This window comes from Brevundimonas sp. KM4, assembly GCF_000964075.1.
Taxonomy (GTDB): Bacteria; Pseudomonadota; Alphaproteobacteria; order Caulobacterales; family Caulobacteraceae; genus Brevundimonas; species Brevundimonas huaxiensis.
Genome location: NZ_JZRG01000005.1, coordinates 146,720 through 170,969, shown reverse-complemented (window position 1 = coordinate 170,969; position 24,250 = coordinate 146,720). Strand labels below are relative to the sequence as shown.

Sequence of the window (24,250 nt, the reverse complement as noted above, 5' to 3'; positions counted from 1 at the left end):
CGTGCGACACCCCTGTCCCATGAGCCAGGGCATACATCGCAAGATCCGGCCGGACGCCGTCTGGGCCGAGGTCAGGAAGGCGTGGGAGGACGGCGAGACCGCGCGGTCGGTCGCCGCACGCTATGACGTCGGGGTGCCCGCCCTGTGGAAGCGGCGCGAGGCGGAGGGCTGGAAACGGCCCGAGCCGACGCTGGCGCCGATCGAGCCGGCCGAGGGCTGGGACCGGCATATCCAGGCGCGGCGCGACGCCTTCAACGCCCAGCTGGAGGACGCGCGGGCGCTGGCGGAATGTCTGGCGGCGGCGATGACGGATGAGCGGCTGAGCCGGGCGCCGCACTGGCATATTCCGTGGCTGTATCACTGGCGCGCGACGCATCTGGGGCCCGAGGCGACGGCGCGGGACCGGGCGCGGGCGATCGAGACGGGCCAGCCGTGGGCCGAGCGGTTCTGGAACGAGGATGGGGCGCTGAAGCCGCTGGCGTGGCTGGATCTGGAGATGGCGCGGCTGCATCCCGAGGACTGGCGCGCGGCCATCGGCCTGCCCGACGGACTGCCCGAGGCGGCGACGCGATACGCGCCCTGATGTGTGCTGCAGTTGACTTATCGGCGATAAGCGCCCATTTGCGCGGCGTCGCACACTCGCGATCTCCGGCGTCTCCAGCGCGTGTGGGTCGCACTCGGACCTGTCTGTAGAAGCCGCCGGCCCCTCATATCCATTCGCTGCCCGGACACGCGGGGCGGCGCCCGATCCACCCCGCAGGCCTCCTCCCCGAGGCCCCGTCGGGACTGGCGGTGCGCGGCCCGACGGCGTCATGCCATGGCTGATAGCGCCCTGCCGCTACGCGAAAGATACACTGCTGTGAGCATCACATTCGAATCCATGGGCCTGAACAAGGCCCTGCTGCAGGCCCTGGCCTCGACCGGCTATACCAAGCCGACCCCGATCCAGGAAAAGGCCATCCCCGACGTCATGGCCGGCAAGGACCTGCTGGGCATCGCCCAGACCGGTACCGGCAAGACCGCCGCCTTCGCCCTGCCGATCCTGCATCGCCTGGCCGAAAACCGCATTCCGCCCCGGCCGCGCACGACGCGCGTGCTGGTCCTGAGCCCCACGCGCGAGCTGGCCACCCAGATCGGCGACAGCTTCAAGGCTTACGGCGCGCACCTGGGCTTCCGGGTCGCGGTGATCTTCGGCGGCGTGAAATACGGCGCCCAGGAGCGGGCCCTGCAACAGGGTCTGGACATCCTGATCGCCGCGCCCGGCCGCCTGCTGGACCACATCCAGCAGAAGAACCTGGACCTGTCCTCGACCGAGATCTTCGTCTTGGACGAAGCCGACCAGATGCTGGACCTGGGCTTCATCAAGCCGATCCGCCAGATCGTCTCCAAGATCCCGGTCAAGCGCCAGAACCTCTTCTTCTCGGCGACCATGCCCAGCGAAATCGGCAAGCTGGCGGGCGAACTGCTGAAGGATCCGGTCAAGGTCCAGGTCACGCCGCAGTCGACCACGGTGCAGCGCATCAGCCAGTCGGTCGTCTATATCGAACAGGGCAGAAAGCGCGCCCTGCTGACCGAGATGTTCAGCGATCCCGAATACACGCGCTGCCTGGTCTTCACCAAGACCAAGCACGGCGCCGACAAGGTCGCGGCCTATCTGGAAGCCGGCGGCGTCGAGGCCGGCGCCATCCACGGCAACAAGAGCCAGCCCCAGCGTGAACGCACGCTGGAGGCCTTCAAGAAGGGCAAGCTGCGCGTCCTGGTCGCCACCGACATCGCCGCGCGCGGCATCGACGTGGACGGCGTCTCGCACGTCGTGAACTTCGAACTGCCGCACGTGCCGGAAAGCTACGTCCACCGCATCGGCCGCACCGCGCGGGCGGGCAAGGACGGCACGGCCGTCAGCTTCGTCGCCGGCGACGAGATGAAGCTGTTGCGCGACATCGAAAAGGTCACGCGCCAGAAGATCCCCGCCATCGACCGCCGCAACGACAAGGCCCTGGGCCAGCTGGACGCCACCATCATGGCCACCGGCGTCGGCAAGAAGGCGACCCTGCCCGAGCGCGAAGGCGGCGAGCGCAACGAAGGCGGACGGGGTGGTCGCGGCCGTCGCAATCCCCACCGCGACGGCGTGCGTCCGGAAGGCGGCGGCCAGCCGCACCGCCAGCGTCGCAACCGTCCGGGCGAAACCCCGGCGGCCCCGCGTCCCGAGCGCGTCTACAACCCCCTGGCCGGCGAGCGCGTGCCCTCCATCAATGACAACGCCAAGCCGGCGGAAGGTCAGATGAAGCGCCGCCCCCGTCGCCGTCCCTCGAACGGCGGCAAGGGCTACGGCGGCGCCGCCAAGGGCTGACCTAGATCCTCCCCCGTTTGCGGGGGAGGGGGACCGCGAAGCGGTGGAGGGGGCGAACGTCGCACGGCACCAAATGTCGGAGATCGAGCCCGTTTCCGCCCCCTCCACCCCGCTTCGCGCGGTCCCCCTTCCCCGCTGCGCGGTGGAGGAATAAAAAAACGGCGGCTCCTGCGAAGGAGCCGCCGTTCTCATGTCAGCCGGGGCTGAGCGGACCTCAGAAGTTCCAGGTCGCGCCCAGGGAGAAGCCGACGCCCGAGCCTTGGGCTTCGCCGCGCAGGTTCGAGATGACCAGGCCGTTGCCATAGACGTCGCGGGTGTCGTTGATCGTCGCGGTGTCGATGTCGATGTAGGTCACGGCGCCGTCGAAGGTCATGTTGCCGATCGTCTTGGATAGACCGGCGGCGTAGAGCCAGCGATCGCCGTCCGGGATACGGGCGGTGCGGTGATCGTCCGGCGTCGGGGTCGGGTCGTAGCCTAGGCCGGCGCGGAAGGTCATGGACGGATCGATCTTGTAGTCGAAGCCGATCGCGCCGGTGGTGACATCGTCATAGTCCTGAACGATGGTGGAGCCGCCGCCGGTGTAGGCGACGCGGATGGCGTCGAACTCGCTCCAGCCGATCTGATTGACCTGGGCGTTCAGGGTCAGGCGATCGTTGACGGCGTAGCGGGCCGAGACGGTGGCGTACCAAGGCGTGGTGAACGACGCGCCGCCATCGGTCGAGACGTTGGCGCCGGCCAGGACGCCAGTCAGGCCCGAGATGTTCACCGAACCTTCCAGCTCGTGCTCGATCTTGGAGCGGTAGGACAGACCCAGGTCCAGCTTGCCGAAGTGCATCTGGGCGCCGGCGTTCCATCCGTAATCCCAGCCGTCGCCTTCCAACTGGTTGCGACCGTCGGTCGACGGCGAAACGACATAGGCCGGCGACAGGACGGCCGGGATCGGCACGTTCGGCAGGGCGGACGACAGGGTCGCCTTGGCGTACTGGGCGTCGAAGCCGACGCCGAGGTCCAGCCAGTCGGTGACCGTCATGGCGGCGACCAGGCTGACGTTGGCCGAGCGCAGTTCCGACGTCAGCGCGTCGTAACGGGCGAAGTCGTCGGGCAGATATTTGGTGGTGAAGTTGTAGGGCGCCTGGACGGCCAGGCCGACATTGAAGCGGTCGCCGATCGGCATGGAGACGGCGAAGTTCGGCACAATGCCGCTTTCGACCACGTCATGCACGTGCGGGTCGCCGTTGACGGGGGCCGAACGGCTGACGACGCCGACGCCCGGAACCGGGACGTTGTAGGTCAGGGTCGAACCGGTGTTGTCGACGTCGGAGTCCAAGATCAGGCCGTGGGCGCCGAGGTAGACTTCGCGCTGGGTGCCAGCGATCGCGGCGGGGTTCCACCACAGCGACTGGACGCCCTTGTCGGCGCCGACGCCGGCGTTGGCGCGACCCTGGCCGCGGGTCGATTGTTCCTGGACATAGAAGGAGCCGGCCATGGCCGGGGCGGCGACGCCGGCCAGCAGGGCGGTCGTCAGGGCGATCCCGCCCATGCGGGCGAAGTTCCTGGAGGTCATTTCATACACCTAAGTCAACGTCGGCCGCATTACGCGCGGTCGATCAGGGGAGGAGCCCTCTCAGCGTTCGCGGCGCGAAAGCGTTGCGGGCAAGGCCCCCATCGGACCGGAAACAGGCGAAACCGTGGCGCCTGAGCCGCACACGATCACGGCTTTGCGAGGTTACGCAGCGGCAACGTCGATGCCCAGATTACGCAGTTCTGCGATCAAATCATGCGCCGCTGCATCGACCTGATCGGCATCGCGGCCACGAATGACCAGCTGAGTTCCCATCTCGCCGACGCTGCCATGGCCGAACGGATAGCTGCCGAAAGACAGGTCACGGCGCTGATTGGCCGCCGCTCGCAACACGTCGGCCACCGCCCCCTCGCCCACGCCAGTGACCTTCAGGGTCTGGGCATGCACGATGGCGCCGGTGCGCAGGCGCGGGGCCACATCCTCCAGCATGGCCTGCATGATCTTGGGCACACCGGCCATGACGAAGACATTGCCGATCTGGAAGCCGGGCGCGTCGGTGACCGGATTGGCGATCAGAACGCCGCCTTCGGGGATGCGCGCCATGCGACGGCGCGCGGCGTTGAATTCGTCGCCATAGCGGCGCGACAGGATGGCCAGCGCGTCGGGATGTTCGGGCAGGGCCACGCCGAAGGCGGCCGCCACGGCGTCGGCGGTGATGTCGTCATGGGTCGGACCGATGCCGCCGGTGGTGAACACATAGTCCCAGCGTGAGCGGAGGGCGTCCAACGCCTCGATGATCCGGCCGTGATCGTCGCTGACGACCCGGGCCTCCATCAGGTCGATCCCCAACGCCGCCAGAAACCGGGCGATGGTGTTGGTGTTGGTGTCCTGGGTCCGGCCCGACAGGATTTCGTCGCCGATGACCAGGACGGCGGCGGTCGGCGCAGAGGCGATTGAGGCGGCGTCGGTCATGCGGGAATCCGGGGGCAGGCTTGAGGTTTCATGCTATAACGCCCATCTGCGGCGAACGGATTGCGCCGTATCCCGCCTTTTGCAGACCGATCGCCCCCATGTACGAAACGCCCGAACTCGAAACCGACGTCCTGGTCCGCTCCAGCGCCATCCGCATCCATGAGGCGGAAGACTTCGAGGGCATGCGCAAGGCCGGCCGTCTGGTCGCCGAGGCGCTGGACATGATCGCGGCGCATGTGAAGCCGGGCGTCCTGACCAGCACGATCGACGATCTGGTGCGCGAGTTCACCCTGGACAACGGCGGCCTGCCCGCCTGCCTGGGCTACAAGGGCTACGAGAAGACCGTCTGCACCTCGATCAACCACGTCGTCTGCCACGGCATTCCCGGCGACCGGGTGCTGAAGGACGGCGACATCGTCAACATCGACCACACCGTGATCGTGGACGGCTGGCACGGCGATTCCAGCCGCATGTATGCGGTGGGCGAGATCAATGCGCGGGCCAGAAAGCTGATCGACGTGACCTATCAGTCGCTGGATCTGGGCCTGGAGCAGGTCAAGCCGGGCAATACGTTCGGCGACATCGGCTATGCGATCCAGAAGTTCGTCGAGGCCCAGCGCATGAGCGTGGTGCGCGACTTCTGCGGCCACGGCATCGGCCGCGTCTTCCACGACAGCCCCAATGTCCTGCACTATGGCCGTCGCGGCGAGGGCGCGGTGCTGAAACCCGGCATGTTCTTCACCGTCGAGCCGATGGTGAACCTGGGCAAGCCGCACGTGAAGGTGTTGTCCGACGGCTGGACCGCCGTGACGCGCGACAAGTCCCTGTCGGCCCAGTGCGAGCACACCATCGGGGTGACCGAAGACGGGCTGGAAATCTTTACGGCGTCTCCGGCGGGGCTGTTCCGACCGAACTGAACCCTTGATCCCCAATCGCAATACGCACAGGTTGCGTTGAGCGGGAGGGATCATGCTCGACGACAAGGCGTCCGAAGTCGGGGACAAGCCCAAGCCGCGCCACAGCGGTCATCGAGACCGGCTGCGTGAGCGGGCGGCGAAAGGAGGCCTGGGCGCCCTGCCCGACTATGAGCTGCTGGAGTTGCTGCTGTTTCGCAGCGTGCCCTACAAGGACACCAAGCCGCTGGCCAAGGATCTGCTGGCGCGGTTCGGAGGGCTGGAGGGGATCGGCGCGGCAAGCCATGAGGCGATCGAGGATCAGGTGGCGCGGTCGATGGGATATGCTGTCGGCAAGGCGACGCGGGCGGTGGCGCTGGACCTTCAGTTGATCTTCGACGTGACGCGGCGGATCGCGAAGGAGCCGACGGCCAAGCGGCCGGTGATCTCGTCCTGGACGGCGCTGCTGGCCTATGTCCGCGTCGCCTTGCAGCACGAGCCGCGCGAGCAATTCCGGGTGCTGTATCTGGACAAGAAGAACCAGCTGATCCTGGACGAGGTGCAGAACCGCGGCACGGTCGATCATGCGCCGGTCTATCCGCGCGAGGTCGTGCGGCGCGCGCTGGAGCTGTCGGCCAGCGCCCTGATCCTGGTGCACAACCATCCGTCGGGCGATCCCACCCCCAGCCGCCCCGACATCGAGATCACGAAACAGGTTGTGCAGGCCGGCCGCGCCCTTAACGTCGAGGTTCACGACCATCTGGTCGTCGGCCGCGACGGGGTGGCCAGCTTCAAGCAACTGGGCCTGATGTGAACGACAGGATTCTGACGACCGAGCGGCTGGTGATGAGCCCCGTCTCGACACAGGATTTCGACGATCTGCTGACGCTGTGGTCCGATGAGGATTTCACGCGCCACATCATGGGCCGGGCGCTGGGCCGCGAGGAGGTGTGGTTCCGGCTGCTGCGCGATCTCGGCCATTGGGCGGCGACGGGCCATGGCAACTGGACGATCCGGCTGCGGGACGACGGAACCTATCTGGGCAGCGTCGGGGTGTTCGACTATCGCCGCGAGCTGGAGCCGCCGTTCGACGCGCCGGAGCTGGGTTGGGGCGTGGCGCCGGGGTTTCAGGGGCGGGGCTATGCGGCCGAGGCGCTAACGGCGGCCCTGGACTGGACCGACCGGAGGCTGGAGGGGCGAACCGTCTGCATGATCGCGCCCGAGAACCTGGCCTCGCTGAAGCTGGCGGCGCGGGTCGGTTATCGCCCCTATGCGAGTGCGACCTACAAAGATCATCCGGTGCAGCTGTTCGAACGGCAGCGCTACGGAGCGTAGGCCGCCATTAAGGATTACCGGGCAAACTGGCGTCCAACGAAGTGTGAGTGCCCGCCATGCCCATGTCCGTGGAAACGCTGCGCCAGCATCTGGTCGACGCCTTCGCCGACGCCGAGATCGAGATCGAGGATCTGGCGGGCGACGGCGACCACTATCGCGCGCGGATCGTGTCCAGCGCCTTCGCCGGTCTGCCGCGCGTGCGTCAGCACCAGATGGTCTATGCCGCGCTGAAGGGTCAGATGGGCGGCGAACTGCACGCCCTGGCGCTGGAGACCTCCGCGCCGGCCAAGGAGGGCTGAAGGCCATGCGCTATCGCCCCTTCGGCGTCTCCGGCTCCGCCATCTCGAACCTGACGCTGAGTTTCGGCGCCGGCGTGCTGAAGCGCGGGCGCGAGGCCGGGCTGGACCTGCTGTATTCGGCGCTGGAAGCGGGGGTGAACAGCTATCGGCTGGAGACCGCCGACCCGGTGGCGGCCGAAGTGCTGGGCGAGGCCCTGTCGCATGTGGATCGCAAGCTGGTCTATGTCAGCCTGACGCTGGGCGCCGGCGACGGTCGCGACCAGCAGCGCGACTTCTCCGCACAAGGCATGACGGCGGCCATCGATCGGGTGCTGCACTTCTCGGGCCTGGGCTGGATCGACGTTGCGGTGCTGCACGAGCCGGGCGAGACCGAACTGGCGCAATCGTCGCTCAGCGCGCTGAAGGCCATGCGCGCCACCGGACGGATCAAGCTTTTGGGCATCGCCGGCGGCGGCGACGTGATGGACGCCTATGTGTCGACAGGGGCGTTCGACGCCCTGCTGACGCCGTTCGACATCAACGCCGACTGGAAGATCCGAAACCGCATCCGCTCGGCGCGCGAGCAGGACATGGCGGTCTTCGCCTATGACTTCTACGCCGACCGGCGCGCGCGGGCGCCCGATGCGCCGATCTTCAAAAAGGGGCTGTTCGGCTTCGGCAAGGACAAGCGTCCCGTCGATACGCCCAAGAAGGACGCCTTCGGTTTCCTGTACCGCACCCAGAACTGGACGGCCGAGGCGATCTGCCTGTCCTACGTGCTGACAGACCCGTCGGTGTCCAGCGTGATCGTCACTCCGACCGACACCGATCGGCTGGCGACACTGGCCGCGGCGCCCGAGAGGGACATGCCGCCGGGCCTGGCCGCGCAGATCGAGATGGCGCGCGTCGTGGCCAATCAGGCGGCCTGACCGGCCTCAGCGGTTGTGCAGAACGTCGCGAATGCCTTGACCGCGAACGTTCGGCTCCCTAGCTGACGGGCTTCACGAAAGGCCCGTATCCGTGACCGACACCGCCCAAGCCGCCGATCCCGTCCACGCCTTCATCGGCGAAACCGTCGCCCAGAACGACGTGGTTCTGTTCATGAAGGGCACGCCGGACCAGCCGCGCTGCGGCTTCTCCTCCCTGGCGGTGCAAATCCTGGATCATGTCGGCGCCGGCTTCGTGGGCGTGGACGTGCTGCAGGACGAAGCCCTGCGCGAAGGCATCAAGAGCTTCACCGACTGGCCCACGATTCCGCAGCTCTATGTGAAGGGCGAGTTCGTGGGCGGATCGGACATTATCCGCGAAATGTTCCAGGCCGGCGAACTTCAGGCCCTGATGGTCGAGAAGGGCGTGCCGCTCGGCGAGGCCTGATGGCCAGGAAGACCCTCACGCCGCGCGAGGACCGCGAGGTCTTCGTCGTGCCGCTGGACGTGCGACCCGAGCACATCGACGCCAACGGCCACGTCAACAACGTCGTCTATGTCGGCTGGCTGCAGGATGCGGGCACGGCCCACTGGAACGCGCGCTTCGACGAGGCGACGCGGGCGAAATGGTCGTGGGTCGCGACCCGGCATGAGATCGACTATCTGCGCGGCATCGCGCCGGGCGCCGAGGGCGTGGTCGCCCGCACCTGGGTCGGCGATCCGCAGGGACCGCGCTTCACCCGCTACGTCCGCATCGAGGACGCCCAAGGCTGCGTCTGCGCCCAGGGCGTCACCGAATGGGTGCTGGTGGACGCTGCGACCCTGAGGCCGCAGCGCATTCCGCCAGACATGCTGATCGTGTTCGAGACGCCTACTTCAGCGGATTGAGGATGCGGGCCGCCGTGCCGGGCTCCAGGCCCAGGTCGGCATAGGTCCAGCGCAGCTCGACGCCGTCCGGGACCAAGGCCTTGCACAGGTCCTGTTTGGTGCGGCGAAGCGTGATCTCGACCGGCGAGCCGTCCGATACCGACACCTCGAAATCCGACGCCTGGGTGCAGCCGTTGGAATCGACGCGCGCGACCAGGGCGCCGTCGGCGAAGCGGGCTTCGCGGATGGCCTCGGCCGGCGGGGCGTCATCGCGGCGCAGGTTCACCGAGACGTTCTCGCCCGCGTCGCTGTCATAGATGACGCAGGCCGACAGCAGCGGCGCGATCAGGGCCGCGACCGCCAGACCTTTGGCAAGGCCGCGCATCACTGGCCCGAGGCCGGCGCGGTGATGACGCGCGTGGTCGGCTTTTCGGTCGAGACGATGATGCAGCCCGACAGCAGCGGCGCGGCGATGGCGATGGCGAGAGCGAGACGAAGCATTGGTGTGTTCCCCAGTTGAAGCTTGACCCTTTTGTGCCGCGTGGGACGGGCGCGCACACGTGAATAATCGGAAAGCTGGGTGAACAATCGGAAAGGATCGGGGTTGAACGCGACCGCAACCGCCATAGCTACAGTCCCCCTCTCCTGCCCCACGGATCGTCCTTCATGAGCCAGTTGTTCTCACCCCGCGCCGTCGGCCCCCTGACGCTGAAGAACCGCGTCGCCATCGCGCCGATGTGCCAGTATTCGGCCATCGACGGCGTGCCCCAGCCCTGGCACGTGCAGCATCTGGGACGATTGGCGATCTCCGGCGCGGGACTGGTCATCGTCGAGGCGACGGGGGTCGAGGCGGCGGGACGGATTACGCCGGACGACACCGGCCTGTGGAACGACGCCCAGGAAGAGGCCTTCGCCCGGATCATCCGCGACCTCCGCACCTACAGCGACACACCCATCGGCATCCAACTGGCCCACGCCGGACGCAAGGCCTCGACCAGCGCGCCGTGGAAGGGCGGCGGCGCCCTGAAGGCCGAAGACGGCGCGTGGGAAACCTTCAGCGCCTCGGCCGAACCGTTCAAGGATGACTGGCACACGCCGACCGCCATGACCCCGGCCGACATGGACCGCGTCGTCGCGGCCTTCGAGGACGCGGCGCGGCGGGCGGATCGGGCCGGGTTCGACCTGGTCGAACTGCACGCCGCCCACGGCTATCTGCTGACCCAATTCCTGTCGCCGGCATCCAACCACCGCACCGATGAGTTCGGCGGATCGTACGAGAACCGGGCGCGCTTCCCGCTGCGGGTCGCCCAGGCCCTGCGCGACGCCTGGCCCCGGACCAAGGCGCTGGGCGTGCGCTTCAACGGCTCGGACTGGGTCGAGGGCGGCATCGCCCTGGACGAGGTGACGGCCTTTGGTCAGGCGTTGCACGACATGGGCTATGACTATCTGCACCTGACGTCGGGCGGGAACGTCGCCCAGGCGAAGATTCCGGGCGGCGAGCCGGGCTATCAGTTGCGGTTCGCCCAGGCCGTGAAGGCGGCGACGCCTGAGGCCAATGTGATGGCCGTCGGCATGATCTTCGATCCGCAGCAGGCCGAAGAGATCGTCCGCTCCGGTCAGGCCGACTTCATCGCCATAGCCCGCGCGGCGCTGGACGATCCGCACTGGGCGCACCATGCGGCGGTCGCCCTGGGCGAGGATGAAGGCCTGCCGCCGCAATACGAGCGGGCCGGCAAGGCGCATTGGCCGGGGTACGGCAAGGCCGACGCCTAAGGCCTGATCAGGCGGCCTTTTCCATCGACGGATCGACGGCCCACAGAACGCGTGCGGCGGCTTGAACCTCGGCATCGGCCGTCTTTTGCGGGCGGCCGAGCAGATAGCCCTGAACCTCGTCACAGCCCTGGTCGCGCAGGAAGGACAGCTGCTCCAGCGTCTCGACGCCCTCGGCCAGGACGGGGATGTGCAGGCTCTCGCCCAGGGCCAGGACGGCGCGAATGATGGCGGCGGACTGAGGTCCGCCGTCCAGTTCGGACATGAAGGAGCGATCCAGCTTGATCTTGTCGAACGGGAAGGCGCGCAGGGTCGACAGCGACGAATAGCCGGTGCCGAAGTCGTCCATGGCGATGGAGACGCCCAGCAGCTTCAGCTGACGCAGGACGTGGGTCGTGCGCTCCATGTCGGTGATCATGGCCGTCTCGGTGATCTCCAGCTCCAGCCGCGACGGCGAAAGGCCGGTCTCGACCAAGACCTGATGCACCAAGCGCGGCAGGTCGACGTGACCCAGCTGGACCGGCGAAAGGTTGACGGCGATCTTGTGCGGTTCGGTCCAGCTGGCGGCCTCGGCGCAGGCGGTGCGCAGCACCCATTCGCCGATCGGCAGGATCAGGCCGTTCTCTTCGGCCAAAGGAATGAAGTCGGCTGGCGAGATAAACGTCCCGTCCGGCTGGATCCAGCGCAGCAGCACCTCGTAACCCGTGATGTCGCCGGTATCGACGGCGGCCTGCAGCTGCCAGTTCAGGCTGAACTGGCCCTGATCCAGCGCCTCGCGCATCTGCTGGGCCATGCGGCGGCGATTGCGCACCGCCTCGTCCATCTCCTCCTCGTAGAAGCAGACATCGTTGCCCAGCGAGGCCTTGGCGCGATACATGGCCAAGTCCGCGTCATTGATCAGGGCGGACGGGTCGTGGGCGTCGTCGGGCCAGATCGCGATGCCGGTGCTGAGGCCGCAGGCGACCTCGGCATGGTCCAGCACGACCGGCGCGGTGACGGCGTCGCGCAGGCGCGCGACCAGATCCAAGGCGTCGTCCTTGTGCTGGATCGGCACGACGGCGACGAACTCATCCCCGCCCAGACGTGCGATGAACTCGTCGTGGCGCAGGCAGGCGCGCATCCGTTCGGCGATCTGGATCAGCAGCTGGTCGCCGGCGGCATGGCCGTGAACGTCGTTCACCTCCTTGAACCGGTCCAGGTCCATGGCCAAGAGGGCCACCTTGTTCGAAACGGTCAGGTCGGCGGTCTGGCGCGTCAGCCATTCCAGGAAGGACGAGCGATTGGGCAGGCCGGTCAGGCCGTCGTTGCGCGCCAGATGGGCGATGCGACGCTCCTGCGCCTGGCGCATGCGCAGATCGCGCACGGCGTAGATCATGACGTGATCCACACCGCAGTCGCGGCGCACAGCGATCTCGACGGGGATGTCCGCCCCGCCCTCGGCGACCAGTTTGGACTGGCTGAGGCCGTTGACCGCCAGATCGGCGACGCCGGCGATCCAGCGCGACAGCGGCTCGCCGACCAGGGCGTGGTGGGCGACGCCCGCCAGATCGGCGAAGGCGGCGTTGGCGGCCAGGATGACGCCGTCCTGTTCGACCACCATGCCATCGACGCTGCCCTCGATCAGATGATCCAGGCGCGCCTTGGCCTGAAGCCGGGACTGGACGTCCAGGGCGTGGCTGGCGACGCCGGTGCCCAGCATCATCAATCCGACGGCGGAAACGGCGAAGGCCAGGACCAGGTTGGTCGATCCGACAGCGCCCATATCGACCAGCGCGCCGACGGGCACGATCGTCATGGCGGCCATGCCGGTGAAGTGCAGGGCCACGATGCCCAGGACCATCAGCACGACCGGAACGACCTTGCCGGACTGCCGGGCGCGATTGAACGCCAAGGCGCCCAGGACGACCGCCCCCGCCACCGATGCCGCGACATAGGCGGCCGACCAGTGGATGACGGCGTCGGTCGCAAAGGCCGCCATGCCGGTATAGTGCATGGCCACCACGGTCAGGCCGAACAGCACGCCGCCGATCTCGGCCGAGACCGGCATCCGGCGCGAGGCCACCCACAGCGCCAGCGCGCTGCCGGCGATGGCGACGCCCAGGGACAGGCCGGTCAGCACGGGGCCGTAGCTGATGGTGACGCCGGGTTCATAGGCGATCATCGCCACGAAATGGGTGCACCAGATCGTCGCCCCGGTCGCCACCGCGCCCATGAAGGCCCAGGCCAGACGCGTGCCCTTTTCGGCGGCGCGCAGGCGGCGATACAGGTCGAAGGTGATGATCGAACCGATCAGGCACAGGCCGGCGGCCAACGCGACGAGCCAGAGATTATGGTCGTCGGTCAGGCAGGTGAGAAAGCGCATGAAGCTACAGACCTTGGGGGGACGGTCTGTCGTCGTAGCGGACGTTGCTTAATCAGACGCGCTCGAACAGGCTTAACGAAACGCTACGGCCGTTTTCAGGAGCGGGGCATCTGATAGGGGTTGTTGACGCTGACGGGCGAGCCGGGCGTCAGGCCCAGCTCCTCGAACGACCACTTCAGCTCGACGCCCTGGACCAGGTCCTGCTTGCACTTGTCCTCGTCGATGCGGCGCAGGGTGATGACGGCGCTGCCGCCCTGCAGGCTGACGATCGGGATCAGGTCTTCCTTGGCCGTGCAGCCGTTCGAACTGACCCAGAAGACGGCCTGATCCTTGGTGAAGGTGGCGGCGTGGATCGGCTCAAGCGCGCCGGGCATGCCCGCGGTGGAGACGGTGGGCTCGCCGCGGCTGGCGCAGGCGGCCAGGCCCGCCGATGCGGCGGCGATCAAAGCCAAGCGTTTCATGATGGAGTCGCGCAACTGACGACCTCCCCTGCCTCAAAGCCTGAACCGGCCGAGAATGCGCCTGTTCGCCCCTGGAGGGAACAGGATAAAAAACGAAAGGCCCCGGACGAATCCGAGGCCCTCCAAACTGAACACTTCAAAGGGACCGCCACGGGGCTCAAGCAGCCCGAAGGGCGATAGCCCCCTTGAAGAACGCTTCGTAAGCTTCGCTTACGAAGCGTAGTATTCGACGACCAGGTTCGGTTCCATCTTCACGGCGTACGGCACGTCCGACAGTTCCGGCACGCGGACGTAGCGAACCGAGAACGAGCGGTCCGACAGTTCCAGGTAATCCGGCACGTCGCGTTCCGACGACTGCTGGGCTTCGAGCACCAGAGCCATGTTGCGCGACTTTTCCTTCACGGTGACGACGTCTTCCGGCTTCACGCGGTAGGAGGCGATGTCGACCTTCTTGCCGTTGACCAGGACGTGGCCGTGGCTGACGAACTGGCGGGCGGCCCAGACGGTCGGGACGAACTTGGCGCGGTAGACGATGGCGTCCAGGCGCGATTCCAGCAGACCGATCAGGTTTTCCGAGGTGTTGCCCTTGCGACGGGCGGCCTCATCATAGGTCTTGGCGAACTGCTTTTCGGTGATGTTGCCGTAGTAGCCCTTCAGCTTCTGCTTGGCCTTCAGTTGCAGACCGAAGTCCGAAACCTTGGACTTGCGACGCTGGCCGTGCTGGCCGGGACCGTAAGAACGCTTGTTGACCGGCGACTTGGAGCGGCCCCACAGGTTCTCACCCATGGCCCGGTCGATCTTGTACTTGGCGCTGTGGCGCTTGGACATTCTATTCTCTTTTCGACGATACGGCCCGGCATCCCCTGGATTGGGAATGCGATCTCAACGGCGGTCCACGCATCTTCCGTCATTCATCCCGGCTCCGCCGAAGCGGACCCATGGAAGGCGGCGCTTATGGCCAGCGAGGGCGGCGGAGTCAAGCACGGCGGGCTGTTAAGCACGATGGCATGGAACGATCCCGTCGCCCCGCCCTTCCTTCGACGCAACCAAACCACGCATGAGGACAAGGAGGAGTGGAATGCAGACCGAACCCAACAGCTTTCAGACCGGCCTGTCCGACGAGGCCATGCAGACGCTGAAAACGCAGCTGGTCGATCTGGTCGAGCCTTTGAGCGACCACCAGCTGCTGGATCTCGCCGACGGCATCCATGAGATGCTGCGCCAGCGCCGCATGGTCCGCCAGCACCATGCCGAGCGCATGAACGCACGGACCCGGCACGGCGTGGACCTTCGCATCTAGTCCTTCGCAGACTGCGCTTCTGAGATGAACATGGCGCGGCCTTCGCGGGTCGCCACCTTGCCCAGGCCCGGGAACGGAAAGTGATAGGCGTAGATGTGGGCGCCGGAGTTGCGCAACGCCGTCACCTCGTCCAGCCGCGCCTTTAGGCCCGCCGCCTGATCGTCGTCATAGCCGACCTTCCAGTCCGGATGTTCGACCGATAGGATCCAGTGGTGCATCAGGTCGCCGGTGTAGAGCAGCTGGTTCTGGCCGTCGGCGATCAGATAGGCGACGTGGCCCGGCGTATGGCCAGCCGTGTCCTGAGACTGGACGCCCGGCGCGACCTCGCCGCCCGGCTCGAAAGCCTGGACCTTGGGCGTGATGATCCGCACAAGATCGGCAAGCTCAGGATTGGCGCGGATGGACGCCCATTCCGCCTGCGACATCCGGATCGCTGCATTGGGGAAGGCCAGGCCGCCGTGGCGGATCAGGCCGCCGACATGGTCCGGGTGGCCGTGCGAGATCAGCACGTCGGTGATCGAGGCCGGATCGACGCCCGCCTTTTGCAGGCTGTCCATCAACTGGCCCTTGCCCTCTCCCAAGCCCGTGTCGAACAGCATCGTGCGGGCGCCGTTCCTGACCAGAAGCGGATGGATTTCCAGCATGATCGGATCGGCCGGCTGTCCGGCGGCGGTGAGCGGCGCGGCGACCGCCTGCGGCGTCAGGCCGACGCCGAAGGTCTGGTTGTCGTTCTTGACCGGGTTCTCACCGTCGAACAGGGCGATGGCGTCCAGCGCGCCGATCTTGAAGCGATAGACCGGCTTCTCGGCTGGGGCGGCGACGGTCTGGGTGGGATTGGGCGGCGCGGGATCGCCGGGCTTCTGCCCGTTCGCCTGAGGGTTACAGGCCGCCAGCATCAGGGCCGCGAAAGCAGCCCCCGTCATCATCATCCGCATCGCTTCGATCTCCGTTTGCGATGACGCAATCGAAAACGCCCGCCGGAGGTTCCGGCGGGCGTCGTCATCTCTCGATCTCTGGGCTGGACCGGCCTTATTTGGCGGCGGCGTAGAGTTCGTTGACCTTGTTCCAGTTCACCACCGTCCAGAACGACTTCAGATAGTCGGCGCGGCGGTTCTGATATTTCAGATAGTAGGCGTGCTCCCACACGTCGGCGCCCAGGATGACCTCGCCGCGCTCGTCCACGACGTCCATCAGCGGATTGTCCTGGTTCGGGGTCGAGGTGATCTTCAGCTTGCCGTTCTGCACGATCAGCCAGGCCCAGCCCGAACCGAACTGCGCGGCGCCGGCGGCGTTGAAGTCTTCCTTGAACTTGTCCATGCCGCCCAGATCGGCGTCGATGGCGGCCTTCAGCTCGGCCGAGGGCTCACCCGCCTGATCGGCCGGGGCCAACAGTTCCCAGAACAGGCTGTGGTTCCAGTGACCGCCGCCGTTGTTGCGCACGGCCTTGGGCGCGGTGGAGATGCTGGTGAAGATTTCCTCCAGCGACTTGCCCTTTAGGTTTTCGTCGGCGTCGACGGCCTTGTTCAGGTTGTCGACATAGGTCTGGTGGTGCTTGTCGTGGTGGAAGGTCATCGTCTCCTTGTCGATGGCCGGCTCCAGCGCGTCATAGGCGTAGGGCAGCGGGGGCAGGGTGAAGGCCATGTCAGTCTCCTGAAGACGGGTTTGTTCCTGAACCCCATTTAGGGGCTATGGCGTATGACCCAAGCGATTTCGTCGCGTTTTTGTTCAGCTTTGCCATTTGCATTGACCCATGATGCGCGCGATTGTCCACCCGTCAATCGGAGGCTGTCATGTCGCGTATCGGATTAATCGCCCTGCTGGCGCTGGCCTTTTCAGGAAGCGGTTGCGCCGGCTTCAAGGCGCTGGACGAGGCGGCGGCGGATATGGCTAGGCAAACGCCGACCTGCACCCAAGACCCCGCGATCGGCGCGGACAATTATGGCGGTAAGACCTGCCGCGTCAGTCACACGGTTTGGTCTTCGACGACGACGACCGTCGAGGAGACTGGCAAGGCGCCCATCACCATCCGCACCGTCACGACGCCCTCGGGAAGCACGACCGAGCTTGTGCCGACGCCCTGACCAGACCAGGCTAGGCGGTTGGCAAGTTCGCCTTCAAGCAATCGCGAACGGCGCGCTTCACATCGCCCGGCGCATTGGGCTCGTCCACGCCCTCCGCCGCGAAGACGGCGCGCACGGCGGCGTCCAGCCCTTTGGGCAGGGCCTCGATCACCCGCTTCTGCCCCTTGGCATGCAGGCAATAACCCACCTCGCGGCAAAGGGCGGAAAACATCGGTTCGTAGGGATCAGAAGCGCTCATCCCGGCCCCTTAGCATCAGGGGAGCAGACGCGACAGCCAGTGCATCAGGTTTAGCACGAACTGCTGATCGTCATGACCGGCTGTGTTCAAACCCATGCGAACGGGCTCGCGATCCGGCTGTTCGGTAAAACGCACGACCTGGGCCGTGAGCATCCCCGCCTCTCCCAGCACGACGACCCGCCCCGCGCCAAAGCGCAAAGCCAGACCTTGCGCGGGTAAGGCGGGCCGCGACAGCTCGGCAAGGACGACGGCTGGATCCTGGCCGGCCCGAAACTGCGTTCGGATCGTTTGCAAGGCTCCGAGATCGGGAGCCTCTCGCGCATCTGCGCTCATCGCCAGCAATACCGTTGCGTCTGCCGGCCCCGACAGTGACTGCCCGGTGAAGCTCTTGACGACCTTCAAATGCTCGCTTTGATTGCGGCCCTCGATGATCGGATGATCCGCAAGCGCCGCGCTCGGAAAGACCAGATTGGCCGTAACGTCGTCGCCCACGGGCTGGAAGGCATAACCCGTCCCCATCGTCACCCCGAACTTGGCAGCCAGGGCTTCGGCGGCGGAACCATGGGGCGCGTGATCGGCGGCCAGAAGCAACGCCCCGCCCTGCTCCACCCATCGGCGGATCGCCTCGATCTCGGCGTCGTCAAAAGCCGAGGCGCGCGAGCCGTCCGCCGGTCGCGCCGGATTGGCGATGACCAACACCGCCACGCCATTAAGCGCGCCGGGCGCATCGAGCCGCTCCCGGCTGGCTTCGATCCGATATCCATCGGCCCGCAAAAGCGCGGCGAAGGCGGCATAACGACCTTCGATGGTCTGCTCGCTGCCGTGGCCCTGATCGACAAGCACGACAGGCCCATCCGTCGCATAAGCCGGCGAGGCCACCTTTGGCCGCCAATCCAGATCGCCGACCTGCTCTTGCGCCAAGGCCGGGCCTGCCAGCAGCAGGACTGCGACGGCGATCCAACCCCGGCGTCCCATCTGGCGCCTAGACCTTCAAGCGTTCGGCGTGGAAGGCGATGTGGTCGGCGATGAAGCTGGCCATGAAGAAGTAGGAGTGATCATAGCCGGGCTGCATCCGCAGGGTGATCTTCTGGCCGGCGGCGTCGGCGGCGGCTTTGAGAAGTTCCGGCTTCAGTTGGTCGGTCAGGAAGCTGTCGGCGTCGCCCTGGTCGATCAGGATGTCGTCATAGACGCCGCGCGCTGCGCCGGCGGCGATCCGCTTGGCGGCGTCGTGGCGGTCCCACGTCGCACGGTCGTCGCCCAGATAGGCGGTGAAGGCCTTTTCACCCCAGGCGCACCGGGTGGGCGAGCAGATCGGCGCGAAGGCGGAGACCGAACGGAAGAGGTCGGGATGGTTCAGCGCCAGCGTCAGGGCGCCGTGACCGCCCATCGAATGGCCGCTGATCGAGCGGACGCCCGTGGTCGCAAACTCGGCGTCGATCAGCGCGATCAGTTCCTCGGTGACGTAGGTCTCCATGCGGAAATGCGGCGCCCAGGGCGCCTGCGTCGCATCCAGATAGAAGCCCGCGCCTTGACCCAAATCATAGGCGGGATCGTCGGCGACGCCGTCTCCGCGCGGGCTGGTGTCCGGCGCCACGATGATGACGCCGTGGTCGGCGGCGGCCTGGTAGGCCCCCGCCTTGGTGGTGAAATTATCCTCGGTGCAGGTCAGGCCCGACAGCCAGATCAGCACCGGGAAAGGCCCCTCGCCCGCCGGCGTGAAGACCGACAGCGTCATCGGCGTGCCGGTCGCCGTGCTGTCGTGCTTCAGATAGCGCAGGGTCCCGCCGTGGACGGCGTGGGTCTTGGTGGTTTCCACTCAGTCGGTCTTTCGGTGCATGGCGCAGAGCTTGTTGCCGGAGGGATCGCGCAGATAGGCCAGGATCATGGGGCCGAAGGGGCCCTTGCGTTCGCCGGGCGGGTCCTCGATGGCGCGACCGCCGGCCGCGACGCCGGCGTCATGGAAGGCCTGGACCATCTCGGCCGTCTTGGCGTGAAAGCCGATGGTGCCGCCGTTGGCGTGGCAGGCCGGCTCGCCGTCGATCGGCGCGCCGATCGCAAAGGCGCCCATGCGGGTGCGCCACCAGTAACGGCCCCTGGGGTCCGGCCCCTGGCCCGGCTCGATGCCAAGGGCGCCGAGCGCGGCGTCATAGAACCGGCGTGACGCCTCGATGTCGTTGGCGCCGACGGTGACGTGGGTGAACATGGTCAGACCTCCCTCTTCCAGTCCGTTTTCTTAAACAACGAACCCGGCGACGCGCAAGGCGTCAGAACACCACGACCGAGCGGATGCTCTTGCCCTCATGCATCAGGTCGAAGGCCTTGTTGATGTCGTCCAGGGCGAAGGTGTGGGTGATCATGGGGTCGATCTCGATCTTGCCGTCCATGTACCAGTCGACGATCTTGGGCGTGTCGGTGCGGCCGCGCGCGCCGCCGAAGGCCGAACCGCGCCAGACGCGGCCGGTCACCAGTTGGAACGGGCGGGTGGCGATCTCCTTGCCGGATTCGGCGACCCCGATGACGACGCTCTCGCCCCAGCCGCGGTGGCAGGCCTCCAGCGCCTGACGCATGACGACGGTGTTGCCGGTGCAGTCGAAGGTGTAGTCCGCGCCGCCGTCGGTCAGCTGGACCAGATGGGCCACCACGTCCGGCACATCCTTGGGATTGACGAAATGGGTCATGCCGAAACGACGGCCCCATTCTTCCTTGTCGCCATTGATGTCCACGCCGACGATCATGTCGGCGCCGACCATCTTCAGCCCCTGGATGACGTTCAGCCCGATGCCGCCCAGGCCGAAGACGACGCAGTTGGCGCCCGGCTCGACCTTGGCCGTGTTGACCACCGCGCCGACGCCCGTGGTCACGCCGCAGCCGACGTAGCAGGCCTTGTCGAAGGGCGCGTCCTTGCGGATCTTCGCCACCGCGATCTCGGGCAGGACGGTGTAGTTCGAGAAGGTCGAGCAGCCCATATAGTGGGCGATGGCCTGACCCTTGTAGGAAAAGCGGCTGGTGCCGTCGGGCATGACGCCCTTGCCCTGGGTGCCGCGAATGGCGGTGCAAAGGTTGGTCTTGCGGCTCAGGCACGACTTACACTGGCGGCATTCCGGCGTGTACAGCGGGATGACGTGATCGCCGACCGCGACCGAGGTCACGCCCGGCCCCACCTCGACCACCACGCCCGCGCCCTCGTGCCCCAGGATCGAAGGAAAGACGCCCTCGGAGTCCAGGCCGTCCAGCGTATAGGCGTCGGTGTGGCAGATACCGGTGGCCTTGATCTCGATCAGCACCTCGCCGGCGCGCGGCCCCTCCAGATCGACCTCGACGATCTCCAACGGACGTTTGGCCTCGAAGGCGACGGCGGCGCGGGTTTTCATGGCGGGGGCTCCTTAGTTTGACGCCTGTGTGTCACGAGCGGCGCGGCAAGCGCTAGTCCGTGCTGGAATGCATGACGATTTTTCGCATCCGTCCGCAGACCGGGCGCCATCGAGACACACGACAGACTTGCATCACCCACTCGCTCCAATAGTCTGGGCCGGCAACGAAGAGACACCGATTATGCTGGCCTGGTTCCTTGCAGCCGCCCTGAGCTTGACCGATCTATCGCCTGCCGTCGAAGCGGCGCTTCGTCCCCTGACGGAGGCGATTGCGAGCGCGCGAGCCAAACAGGCGGCGTTGCCCGACAACCCTTCGCCGCGCGAACAGTTGGAGCTGGCGCTGGCCCTGGATCAGGAACCCCTCAAGGCGATGCACAGCGTTGATCTCTCCACCCTTTCGGAGGCGGATCGACGGACCGCGCGTGCTGCGGCCGAAGCGCGGCTCGACGCTCTCAGTGAAGAGACCGTCGCCACCGTCTTGTCACTCGTTTCAGCGGAAGGTTGGTTCTCCAACGCCGTCTACGGCCAGGATGCGGCGACTGGAGCCTTTCTGGTCATCCAACATGCCGACACCGCATTACAGAAGCGCTTCCTGCCCGCCCTGCAAGCGATGGCTGACCATGGCGACGCGCTGAAGTGGCAGTACGCGATGATGTACGACCGCATTGCGGTCGCCGAAAATCGCCCGCAGCGCTATGGCACCCAGATGCAATGCGTCGCCGGTCGCATGGTCCCCGCCCCGACGGAAGACCCGGAACGGCTGGAACAACGCCGCGCGCCAATGGGGTTCCGCTGGCCCGACTATAACGCTTATCTGGCGAACTTCGGCGCTTGCTGAATGCCGAATAGAGCTGGCACACAGTCAGATCATGAACCTCGTCGTCCTGACCGGGGCCGGCATATCGGCCGAGAGCGGCGTGCCGACGTTTCGGGCGTCGGACGGGCTGTGGTGCGGGCATCGGGTGGAGGATGTGGCGACGCCGGAAGGCTATGCGGCCGATCCGGCGCTGGTGCAGGACTTCTATAATCAGCGGCGGCGGCAGTTGGCTGAGGTCCAGCCCAATGCGGCGCACCGGGCGCTGGCCGATCTGGCGGCGCGGTGGGAAGGCGACTTCCTGCTGGTGACGCAGAACGTCGATGATCTGCACGACCGGGCGCATGAAGCGACGCCGCCGGCCGCCGGGTTCGAGCTGATCCATATGCACGGCGAACTGCTGAAAGGCCGCTGCACACGGTCGGGCATGGTGATGGACTGGGCCGGGGACATGGCGGCGGACGAGGCCTCGCCGCATCATCCCGACGGCCTCATGCGGCCGCACATCGTCTGGTTCGGGGAGATGCCGCTTCAGATGGAGCGGATCGAGCGGGCCCTGGAGCGGTGCGACCTGTTCGTGTCCATCGGCACCTCGGGCGCGGTCTATCCGGCGGCTGGGTTCGTGCAGGCGGCGCGGTATGCCGGGGCGCGGACGGTCGAGATCAACGTGGAGCCGACGTCGGGGGCACGCCTGTTTGACGAAGGCGTTTACGGGCTGGCGACGCAGGCCGTGCCGGCCTTCTTCGACACGCTGTAGAGACGAAAACGGCGGCCGCTGCGAAGGCGGCCGCCGTTCCGGCGTTCGAGGTCGAGGCGGCTTAGGCCAGGACGACGATGGTTACGCGGCGGTTCTGCGAACGGCCCTCGGGCGTGTCGTTCGAGGCCACCGGCTGTTCCTGGCCATAGGAGATGGTGGCCATGCGGTTCAGGGCGACGCCCTGGCGGTTCAGGAAGCGACGCACGGCCTCGGCGCGTTGCTCGCCGAGCTGGTCGTTATGCTCGGGCGTGCCGGTCGAGTCGGTGTAGCCCTGGATTTCCAGATAGATGTTCTTGTTCTCGCCCTGCAGACGCTGGGCGAACTGGGCCAGGCGCTGCTCGGCCTCGGGCGACAGGGCCGCCGCGTCGGTGGGGAATTTCACGGAACCGTCCGACAGCACGACCTGATAGAGGAACTTGCCCTCGGCCAGTTTGTGCGCGTCGTTGGCGCGTTGCAGGGCCTGGCCTGCGGTGCCTTCGACGGTGGTCACGCGGTTGTCGACGACTTCGACCTGATCACGCACGAAACGATGGCTGGCGCAGCCGCTGGCCGCAAAGCCGAGGGCGATGAGGGCGCCGCCGACGACCGCCGTCCTGAGTTTCGATCTGCTCAAGTTCTGTCTCCTTCTTGCCGGGAGCGCCACACCCAGTTCATGCGCAAGATGAAAATGGCGTATGAGACAAGGCGGAGTAATGACGCGCTTTGGGCGGCATCGTGTCAGCTTGACCATAAGCAGACCGAATATTCGCGTTATTCTTGCATGAGCATGGAACCACCGCCTCAGTGAAGACGTTGCGCCGCCGACGGCCGATGCCGGAGGGCGGACACGCTCATCTATCGCCGCCCTGCGCAGTCGCACGGTTGTATTCACGCCGACGCCACTTTCCTGACGCGACCGAATGTTTTCAACGGGGCCTGTTGGTTTTTTACAGGCGTTTTGTCCCGATGACCATGCGGCGGCGTGTTCAACTCCCATCACGGATCGGCGATTGAGCGCGGCGCGCACACGGCGCTGGGCGCTGGCGGCGACGCCGATCCTGGCCGCGCATCTGGGGCTGGCGCTGCTGATGCGCGGCGGTGCGGAGCCGATCGTCGAGGCGCCGCAGTCGTCGCCGATGATGGTCGAACTGGTCGAGCCGCCCCCGCCGCCTCCCCCGCCCGCGCGCGTGATCGCGCCCGATCCCTCGCCCAAGCCCGACGCGCCGGCCGCCGCCGCCCAGGCGGCCGCGCCGCCCAAACCTGCGCCCCAGCGGCGACCGCCGGCCGTGGCGGCGGCGCGACCGCGACTGGTGGTCAGCAAACGTCCGCCCGACGTCGACCCCCTGCCCGCCGCGCCGGCCCCGCCGGGTCCGCCCCTGCCCCTGCTGGGCGCAGCCCAGATCGCCGGCGCCATGACGGTCGGCGCAGGTCCGGGCGGCGGCGGTGGAAAGGGCGTCGGCGGATCGGGCGGCTCTGGCGGGACCGGCGCGGGATCAGGTTCGGGCGGCGGGTCGTGCGACATGGTGCGCTGGGTCCAGGACGCCGTGCGCGATGACCAGGCCGTGCGCCGCGCCGTCATCGCCGCATCTCAGGACATGGATGCGAACGGCCGCGCCATCCTGGTCTGGAACGGCGACTGGCTGCAAAGCCGCAACCAGGCCGGCAAGGGTCTGGCCGGCGTGCGCCAGGCCATCGCCCTGGAAGTCGCCTTCGCCCCGGCCGAGTGCAAGAGCCAGCGCATGACGGGCCTGGCGGTCCTGAGGCTGGAAGACCGCCCCGGCGGCGCGCAACTGGCCCTGGGCAAGGGCAGCTGGCGCTGGTCGGACCTGCTGGGCGCAGGCTGATACCCCAAACGTCCATTCAGACGGTCGCATCGGAAAAACACCGTCTAATTCGTCTAATTCGTCTGATTTCTCTCTCCCCGACTATGCGATGTGTTTTGTGCGGATGAACCGAGACAGGATCGCACGGCTT

General features: G+C 66.9%; 29 protein-coding genes. 15 read left to right on the top strand and 14 right to left on the bottom strand.

Annotated elements, in window-relative coordinates; genetic code table 11:
• Window positions 1–19 precede the first annotated feature (19 nt).
• Both VH88_RS02380 and VH88_RS02375 read left to right on the top strand, forming a co-directional pair.
• Window positions 20–583 carry a hypothetical protein gene (locus VH88_RS02380; RefSeq protein WP_045809813.1) on the top strand — a complete coding sequence of 188 codons (564 nt, stop codon included), beginning with the start codon at window positions 20–22 and terminating at the stop codon, window positions 581–583.
• A 276-nt stretch (window positions 584–859) separates the two neighbouring features.
• Window positions 860–2,350 carry a DEAD/DEAH box helicase gene (locus tag VH88_RS02375; protein ID WP_231576554.1) on the top strand — a complete coding sequence of 497 codons (1,491 nt, stop codon included), beginning with the start codon at window positions 860–862 and terminating at the stop codon, window positions 2,348–2,350.
• A gap of 214 nt (window positions 2,351–2,564) precedes the next feature.
• Here VH88_RS02375 and VH88_RS02370 read toward each other — a convergent pair whose 3' ends face one another.
• Complete coding sequence (locus VH88_RS02370; RefSeq protein WP_045809896.1) at window positions 2,565–3,914, bottom strand: OmpP1/FadL family transporter; 1,350 nt, start codon at window positions 3,912–3,914, stop codon at window positions 2,565–2,567.
• A gap of 162 nt (window positions 3,915–4,076) precedes the next feature.
• A complete protein-coding gene (locus VH88_RS02365) occupies window positions 4,077–4,844 on the bottom strand; it encodes a competence/damage-inducible protein A (RefSeq protein ID WP_045809811.1) in 768 nt (255 codons plus the stop codon).
• Between the two features lie 98 nt (window positions 4,845–4,942).
• Between VH88_RS02365 and map the strand changes: the two genes are divergently transcribed.
• The 7 genes from map to VH88_RS02330 all read left to right on the top strand — a co-directional run bounded on the left by map (window position 4,943) and on the right by VH88_RS02330 (window position 9,164).
• Entirely contained in the window at window positions 4,943–5,761 is an 819-nt protein-coding gene (map, locus tag VH88_RS02360) for a type I methionyl aminopeptidase (RefSeq protein WP_045809810.1), read from the top strand.
• Window positions 5,762–5,813: 52 nt separating this feature from the next.
• Complete coding sequence (radC, locus tag VH88_RS02355; protein ID WP_045809809.1) at window positions 5,814–6,551, top strand: DNA repair protein RadC; 738 nt, start codon at window positions 5,814–5,816, stop codon at window positions 6,549–6,551.
• Window positions 6,548–7,072 carry a GNAT family N-acetyltransferase gene (locus VH88_RS02350; RefSeq protein WP_082064340.1) on the top strand — a complete coding sequence of 175 codons (525 nt, stop codon included), beginning with the start codon at window positions 6,548–6,550 and terminating at the stop codon, window positions 7,070–7,072. Before radC ends, VH88_RS02350 begins: the two co-directional genes overlap by 4 nt.
• A gap of 56 nt (window positions 7,073–7,128) precedes the next feature.
• Window positions 7,129–7,371: a BolA family protein gene (locus VH88_RS02345; RefSeq protein WP_045809808.1), complete on the top strand. Its 243-nt coding sequence runs from the start codon at window positions 7,129–7,131 to the stop codon at window positions 7,369–7,371.
• A gap of 5 nt (window positions 7,372–7,376) precedes the next feature.
• Window positions 7,377–8,279: an aldo/keto reductase gene (locus VH88_RS02340; protein ID WP_045809807.1), complete on the top strand. Its 903-nt coding sequence runs from the start codon at window positions 7,377–7,379 to the stop codon at window positions 8,277–8,279.
• Window positions 8,280–8,370: 91 nt separating this feature from the next.
• On the top strand, window positions 8,371–8,724 hold the full coding sequence (grxD, locus tag VH88_RS02335; RefSeq protein ID WP_017504696.1) for a Grx4 family monothiol glutaredoxin: 354 nt from the start codon (window positions 8,371–8,373) through the stop codon (window positions 8,722–8,724).
• Entirely contained in the window at window positions 8,724–9,164 is a 441-nt protein-coding gene (locus tag VH88_RS02330) for a thioesterase family protein (protein WP_045809806.1), read from the top strand. Before grxD ends, VH88_RS02330 begins: the two co-directional genes overlap by 1 nt.
• On the opposite strand, the gene VH88_RS02325 is transcribed toward VH88_RS02330, so the two are convergent.
• Window positions 9,148–9,528 (bottom strand): hypothetical protein, encoded by a 381-nt coding sequence (locus VH88_RS02325; RefSeq protein ID WP_045809805.1) that lies wholly within the window; start codon window positions 9,526–9,528, stop codon window positions 9,148–9,150. The two genes, VH88_RS02330 and VH88_RS02325, sit on opposite strands and share 17 nt — an antisense overlap.
• A gap of 281 nt (window positions 9,529–9,809) precedes the next feature.
• Here VH88_RS02325 and VH88_RS02315 point away from each other — a divergent pair, with 281 nt between their 5' ends.
• On the top strand, window positions 9,810–10,916 hold the full coding sequence (locus VH88_RS02315; RefSeq protein ID WP_045809804.1) for an NADH:flavin oxidoreductase/NADH oxidase: 1,107 nt from the start codon (window positions 9,810–9,812) through the stop codon (window positions 10,914–10,916).
• A gap of 7 nt (window positions 10,917–10,923) precedes the next feature.
• On the opposite strand, the gene VH88_RS02310 is transcribed toward VH88_RS02315, so the two are convergent.
• The 3 genes from VH88_RS02310 to rpsD form a co-directional block, all read right to left on the bottom strand.
• Window positions 10,924–13,275, bottom strand: coding sequence for a bifunctional diguanylate cyclase/phosphodiesterase (locus tag VH88_RS02310; RefSeq protein WP_045809803.1), 2,352 nt, complete (start codon window positions 13,273–13,275; stop codon window positions 10,924–10,926).
• A 95-nt stretch (window positions 13,276–13,370) separates the two neighbouring features.
• On the bottom strand, window positions 13,371–13,751 hold the full coding sequence (locus VH88_RS02305; RefSeq protein WP_082064339.1) for a hypothetical protein: 381 nt from the start codon (window positions 13,749–13,751) through the stop codon (window positions 13,371–13,373).
• 195 nt (window positions 13,752–13,946) lie between these two features.
• Window positions 13,947–14,564, bottom strand: a complete 618-nt coding sequence (gene rpsD / locus VH88_RS02300; protein WP_017504690.1) for a 30S ribosomal protein S4 — start codon at window positions 14,562–14,564, stop codon at window positions 13,947–13,949.
• A gap of 250 nt (window positions 14,565–14,814) precedes the next feature.
• Here rpsD and VH88_RS02295 point away from each other — a divergent pair, with 250 nt between their 5' ends.
• Window positions 14,815–15,036, top strand: a complete 222-nt coding sequence (locus tag VH88_RS02295) for a hypothetical protein (protein WP_045809802.1) — start codon at window positions 14,815–14,817, stop codon at window positions 15,034–15,036.
• Here the strand turns inward: VH88_RS02295 and VH88_RS02290 are convergent.
• Complete coding sequence (locus tag VH88_RS02290; RefSeq protein ID WP_045809801.1) at window positions 15,033–15,971, bottom strand: MBL fold metallo-hydrolase; 939 nt, start codon at window positions 15,969–15,971, stop codon at window positions 15,033–15,035. The genes VH88_RS02295 and VH88_RS02290 overlap by 4 nt on opposite strands.
• 94 nt (window positions 15,972–16,065) lie before the next feature.
• On the bottom strand, window positions 16,066–16,677 hold the full coding sequence (locus tag VH88_RS02285; protein WP_017504687.1) for a superoxide dismutase: 612 nt from the start codon (window positions 16,675–16,677) through the stop codon (window positions 16,066–16,068).
• 149 nt (window positions 16,678–16,826) lie between these two features.
• Here VH88_RS02285 and VH88_RS02280 point away from each other — a divergent pair, with 149 nt between their 5' ends.
• The gene (locus tag VH88_RS02280) at window positions 16,827–17,117 is read left to right on the top strand and encodes a hypothetical protein (protein WP_045809800.1); all 291 of its coding nucleotides are present in this window, start codon (window positions 16,827–16,829) and stop codon (window positions 17,115–17,117) included.
• 10 nt (window positions 17,118–17,127) lie between these two features.
• On the opposite strand, the gene VH88_RS02275 is transcribed toward VH88_RS02280, so the two are convergent.
• From VH88_RS02275 to VH88_RS02255, 5 genes are all read right to left on the bottom strand, one after another.
• On the bottom strand, window positions 17,128–17,355 hold the full coding sequence (locus VH88_RS02275; protein WP_045809799.1) for a hypothetical protein: 228 nt from the start codon (window positions 17,353–17,355) through the stop codon (window positions 17,128–17,130).
• Between the two features lie 15 nt (window positions 17,356–17,370).
• A complete protein-coding gene (locus VH88_RS02270; RefSeq protein WP_045809798.1) occupies window positions 17,371–18,330 on the bottom strand; it encodes a DUF4350 domain-containing protein in 960 nt (319 codons plus the stop codon).
• Window positions 18,331–18,337: 7 nt separating this feature from the next.
• A complete protein-coding gene (fghA, locus tag VH88_RS02265) occupies window positions 18,338–19,171 on the bottom strand; it encodes an S-formylglutathione hydrolase (protein WP_045809797.1) in 834 nt (277 codons plus the stop codon).
• The gene (locus tag VH88_RS02260) at window positions 19,172–19,558 is read right to left on the bottom strand and encodes a VOC family protein (protein WP_045809796.1); all 387 of its coding nucleotides are present in this window, start codon (window positions 19,556–19,558) and stop codon (window positions 19,172–19,174) included. It lies immediately after the preceding gene.
• A 61-nt stretch (window positions 19,559–19,619) separates the two neighbouring features.
• A complete protein-coding gene (locus tag VH88_RS02255; RefSeq protein WP_045809795.1) occupies window positions 19,620–20,726 on the bottom strand; it encodes an S-(hydroxymethyl)glutathione dehydrogenase/class III alcohol dehydrogenase in 1,107 nt (368 codons plus the stop codon).
• A 181-nt stretch (window positions 20,727–20,907) separates the two neighbouring features.
• On the opposite strand from VH88_RS02255, the gene VH88_RS02250 reads away from it, so the two are divergent.
• Together VH88_RS02250 and VH88_RS02245 are read left to right on the top strand one after the other, a co-directional pair.
• Window positions 20,908–21,564, top strand: a complete 657-nt coding sequence (locus VH88_RS02250) for a DUF6624 domain-containing protein (protein ID WP_052689458.1) — start codon at window positions 20,908–20,910, stop codon at window positions 21,562–21,564.
• Window positions 21,565–21,595: 31 nt separating this feature from the next.
• Entirely contained in the window at window positions 21,596–22,297 is a 702-nt protein-coding gene (locus VH88_RS02245) for an NAD-dependent deacylase (RefSeq protein ID WP_045809794.1), read from the top strand.
• Window positions 22,298–22,358: 61 nt separating this feature from the next.
• On the opposite strand, the gene VH88_RS02240 is transcribed toward VH88_RS02245, so the two are convergent.
• Window positions 22,359–22,910 carry an OmpA family protein gene (locus tag VH88_RS02240; protein WP_045809793.1) on the bottom strand — a complete coding sequence of 184 codons (552 nt, stop codon included), beginning with the start codon at window positions 22,908–22,910 and terminating at the stop codon, window positions 22,359–22,361.
• Between the two features lie 376 nt (window positions 22,911–23,286).
• On the opposite strand from VH88_RS02240, the gene VH88_RS02235 reads away from it, so the two are divergent.
• Window positions 23,287–24,120 carry a hypothetical protein gene (locus tag VH88_RS02235; protein WP_052689457.1) on the top strand — a complete coding sequence of 278 codons (834 nt, stop codon included), beginning with the start codon at window positions 23,287–23,289 and terminating at the stop codon, window positions 24,118–24,120.
• Window positions 24,121–24,250: the final 130 nt, after the last annotated feature.

Coding starts and splice junctions, on each gene's coding strand:
- VH88_RS02290 (WP_045809801.1), bottom strand. CDS start 15,971: ATGCGGATGATGATGACGGGGGCTGCTTTCGCGGCCCTGATGCTGGCG.
- VH88_RS02255 (WP_045809795.1), bottom strand. CDS start 20,726: ATGAAAACCCGCGCCGCCGTCGCCTTCGAGGCCAAACGTCCGTTGGAG.
- VH88_RS02365 (WP_045809811.1), bottom strand. CDS start 4,844: ATGACCGACGCCGCCTCAATCGCCTCTGCGCCGACCGCCGCCGTCCTG.
- VH88_RS02270 (WP_045809798.1), bottom strand. CDS start 18,330: ATGGGACGCCGGGGTTGGATCGCCGTCGCAGTCCTGCTGCTGGCAGGC.
- VH88_RS02295 (WP_045809802.1), top strand. CDS start 14,815: ATGCAGACCGAACCCAACAGCTTTCAGACCGGCCTGTCCGACGAGGCC.
- VH88_RS02315 (WP_045809804.1), top strand. CDS start 9,810: ATGAGCCAGTTGTTCTCACCCCGCGCCGTCGGCCCCCTGACGCTGAAG.
- VH88_RS02370 (WP_045809896.1), bottom strand. CDS start 3,914: ATGACCTCCAGGAACTTCGCCCGCATGGGCGGGATCGCCCTGACGACC.
- VH88_RS02245 (WP_045809794.1), top strand. CDS start 21,596: ATGAACCTCGTCGTCCTGACCGGGGCCGGCATATCGGCCGAGAGCGGC.
- VH88_RS02310 (WP_045809803.1), bottom strand. CDS start 13,275: ATGCGCTTTCTCACCTGCCTGACCGACGACCATAATCTCTGGCTCGTC.
- VH88_RS02325 (WP_045809805.1), bottom strand. CDS start 9,528: ATGCGCGGCCTTGCCAAAGGTCTGGCGGTCGCGGCCCTGATCGCGCCG.
- VH88_RS02250 (WP_052689458.1), top strand. CDS start 20,908: ATGCTGGCCTGGTTCCTTGCAGCCGCCCTGAGCTTGACCGATCTATCG.
- VH88_RS02330 (WP_045809806.1), top strand. CDS start 8,724: ATGGCCAGGAAGACCCTCACGCCGCGCGAGGACCGCGAGGTCTTCGTC.
- radC (WP_045809809.1), top strand. CDS start 5,814: ATGCTCGACGACAAGGCGTCCGAAGTCGGGGACAAGCCCAAGCCGCGC.
- VH88_RS02340 (WP_045809807.1), top strand. CDS start 7,377: ATGCGCTATCGCCCCTTCGGCGTCTCCGGCTCCGCCATCTCGAACCTG.
- VH88_RS02380 (WP_045809813.1), top strand. CDS start 20: ATGAGCCAGGGCATACATCGCAAGATCCGGCCGGACGCCGTCTGGGCC.
- VH88_RS02260 (WP_045809796.1), bottom strand. CDS start 19,558: ATGTTCACCCACGTCACCGTCGGCGCCAACGACATCGAGGCGTCACGC.
- VH88_RS02280 (WP_045809800.1), top strand. CDS start 16,827: ATGTCGCGTATCGGATTAATCGCCCTGCTGGCGCTGGCCTTTTCAGGA.
- VH88_RS02275 (WP_045809799.1), bottom strand. CDS start 17,355: ATGAGCGCTTCTGATCCCTACGAACCGATGTTTTCCGCCCTTTGCCGC.
- map (WP_045809810.1), top strand. CDS start 4,943: ATGTACGAAACGCCCGAACTCGAAACCGACGTCCTGGTCCGCTCCAGC.
- rpsD (WP_017504690.1), bottom strand. CDS start 14,564: ATGTCCAAGCGCCACAGCGCCAAGTACAAGATCGACCGGGCCATGGGT.
- VH88_RS02345 (WP_045809808.1), top strand. CDS start 7,129: ATGCCCATGTCCGTGGAAACGCTGCGCCAGCATCTGGTCGACGCCTTC.
- VH88_RS02285 (WP_017504687.1), bottom strand. CDS start 16,677: ATGGCCTTCACCCTGCCCCCGCTGCCCTACGCCTATGACGCGCTGGAG.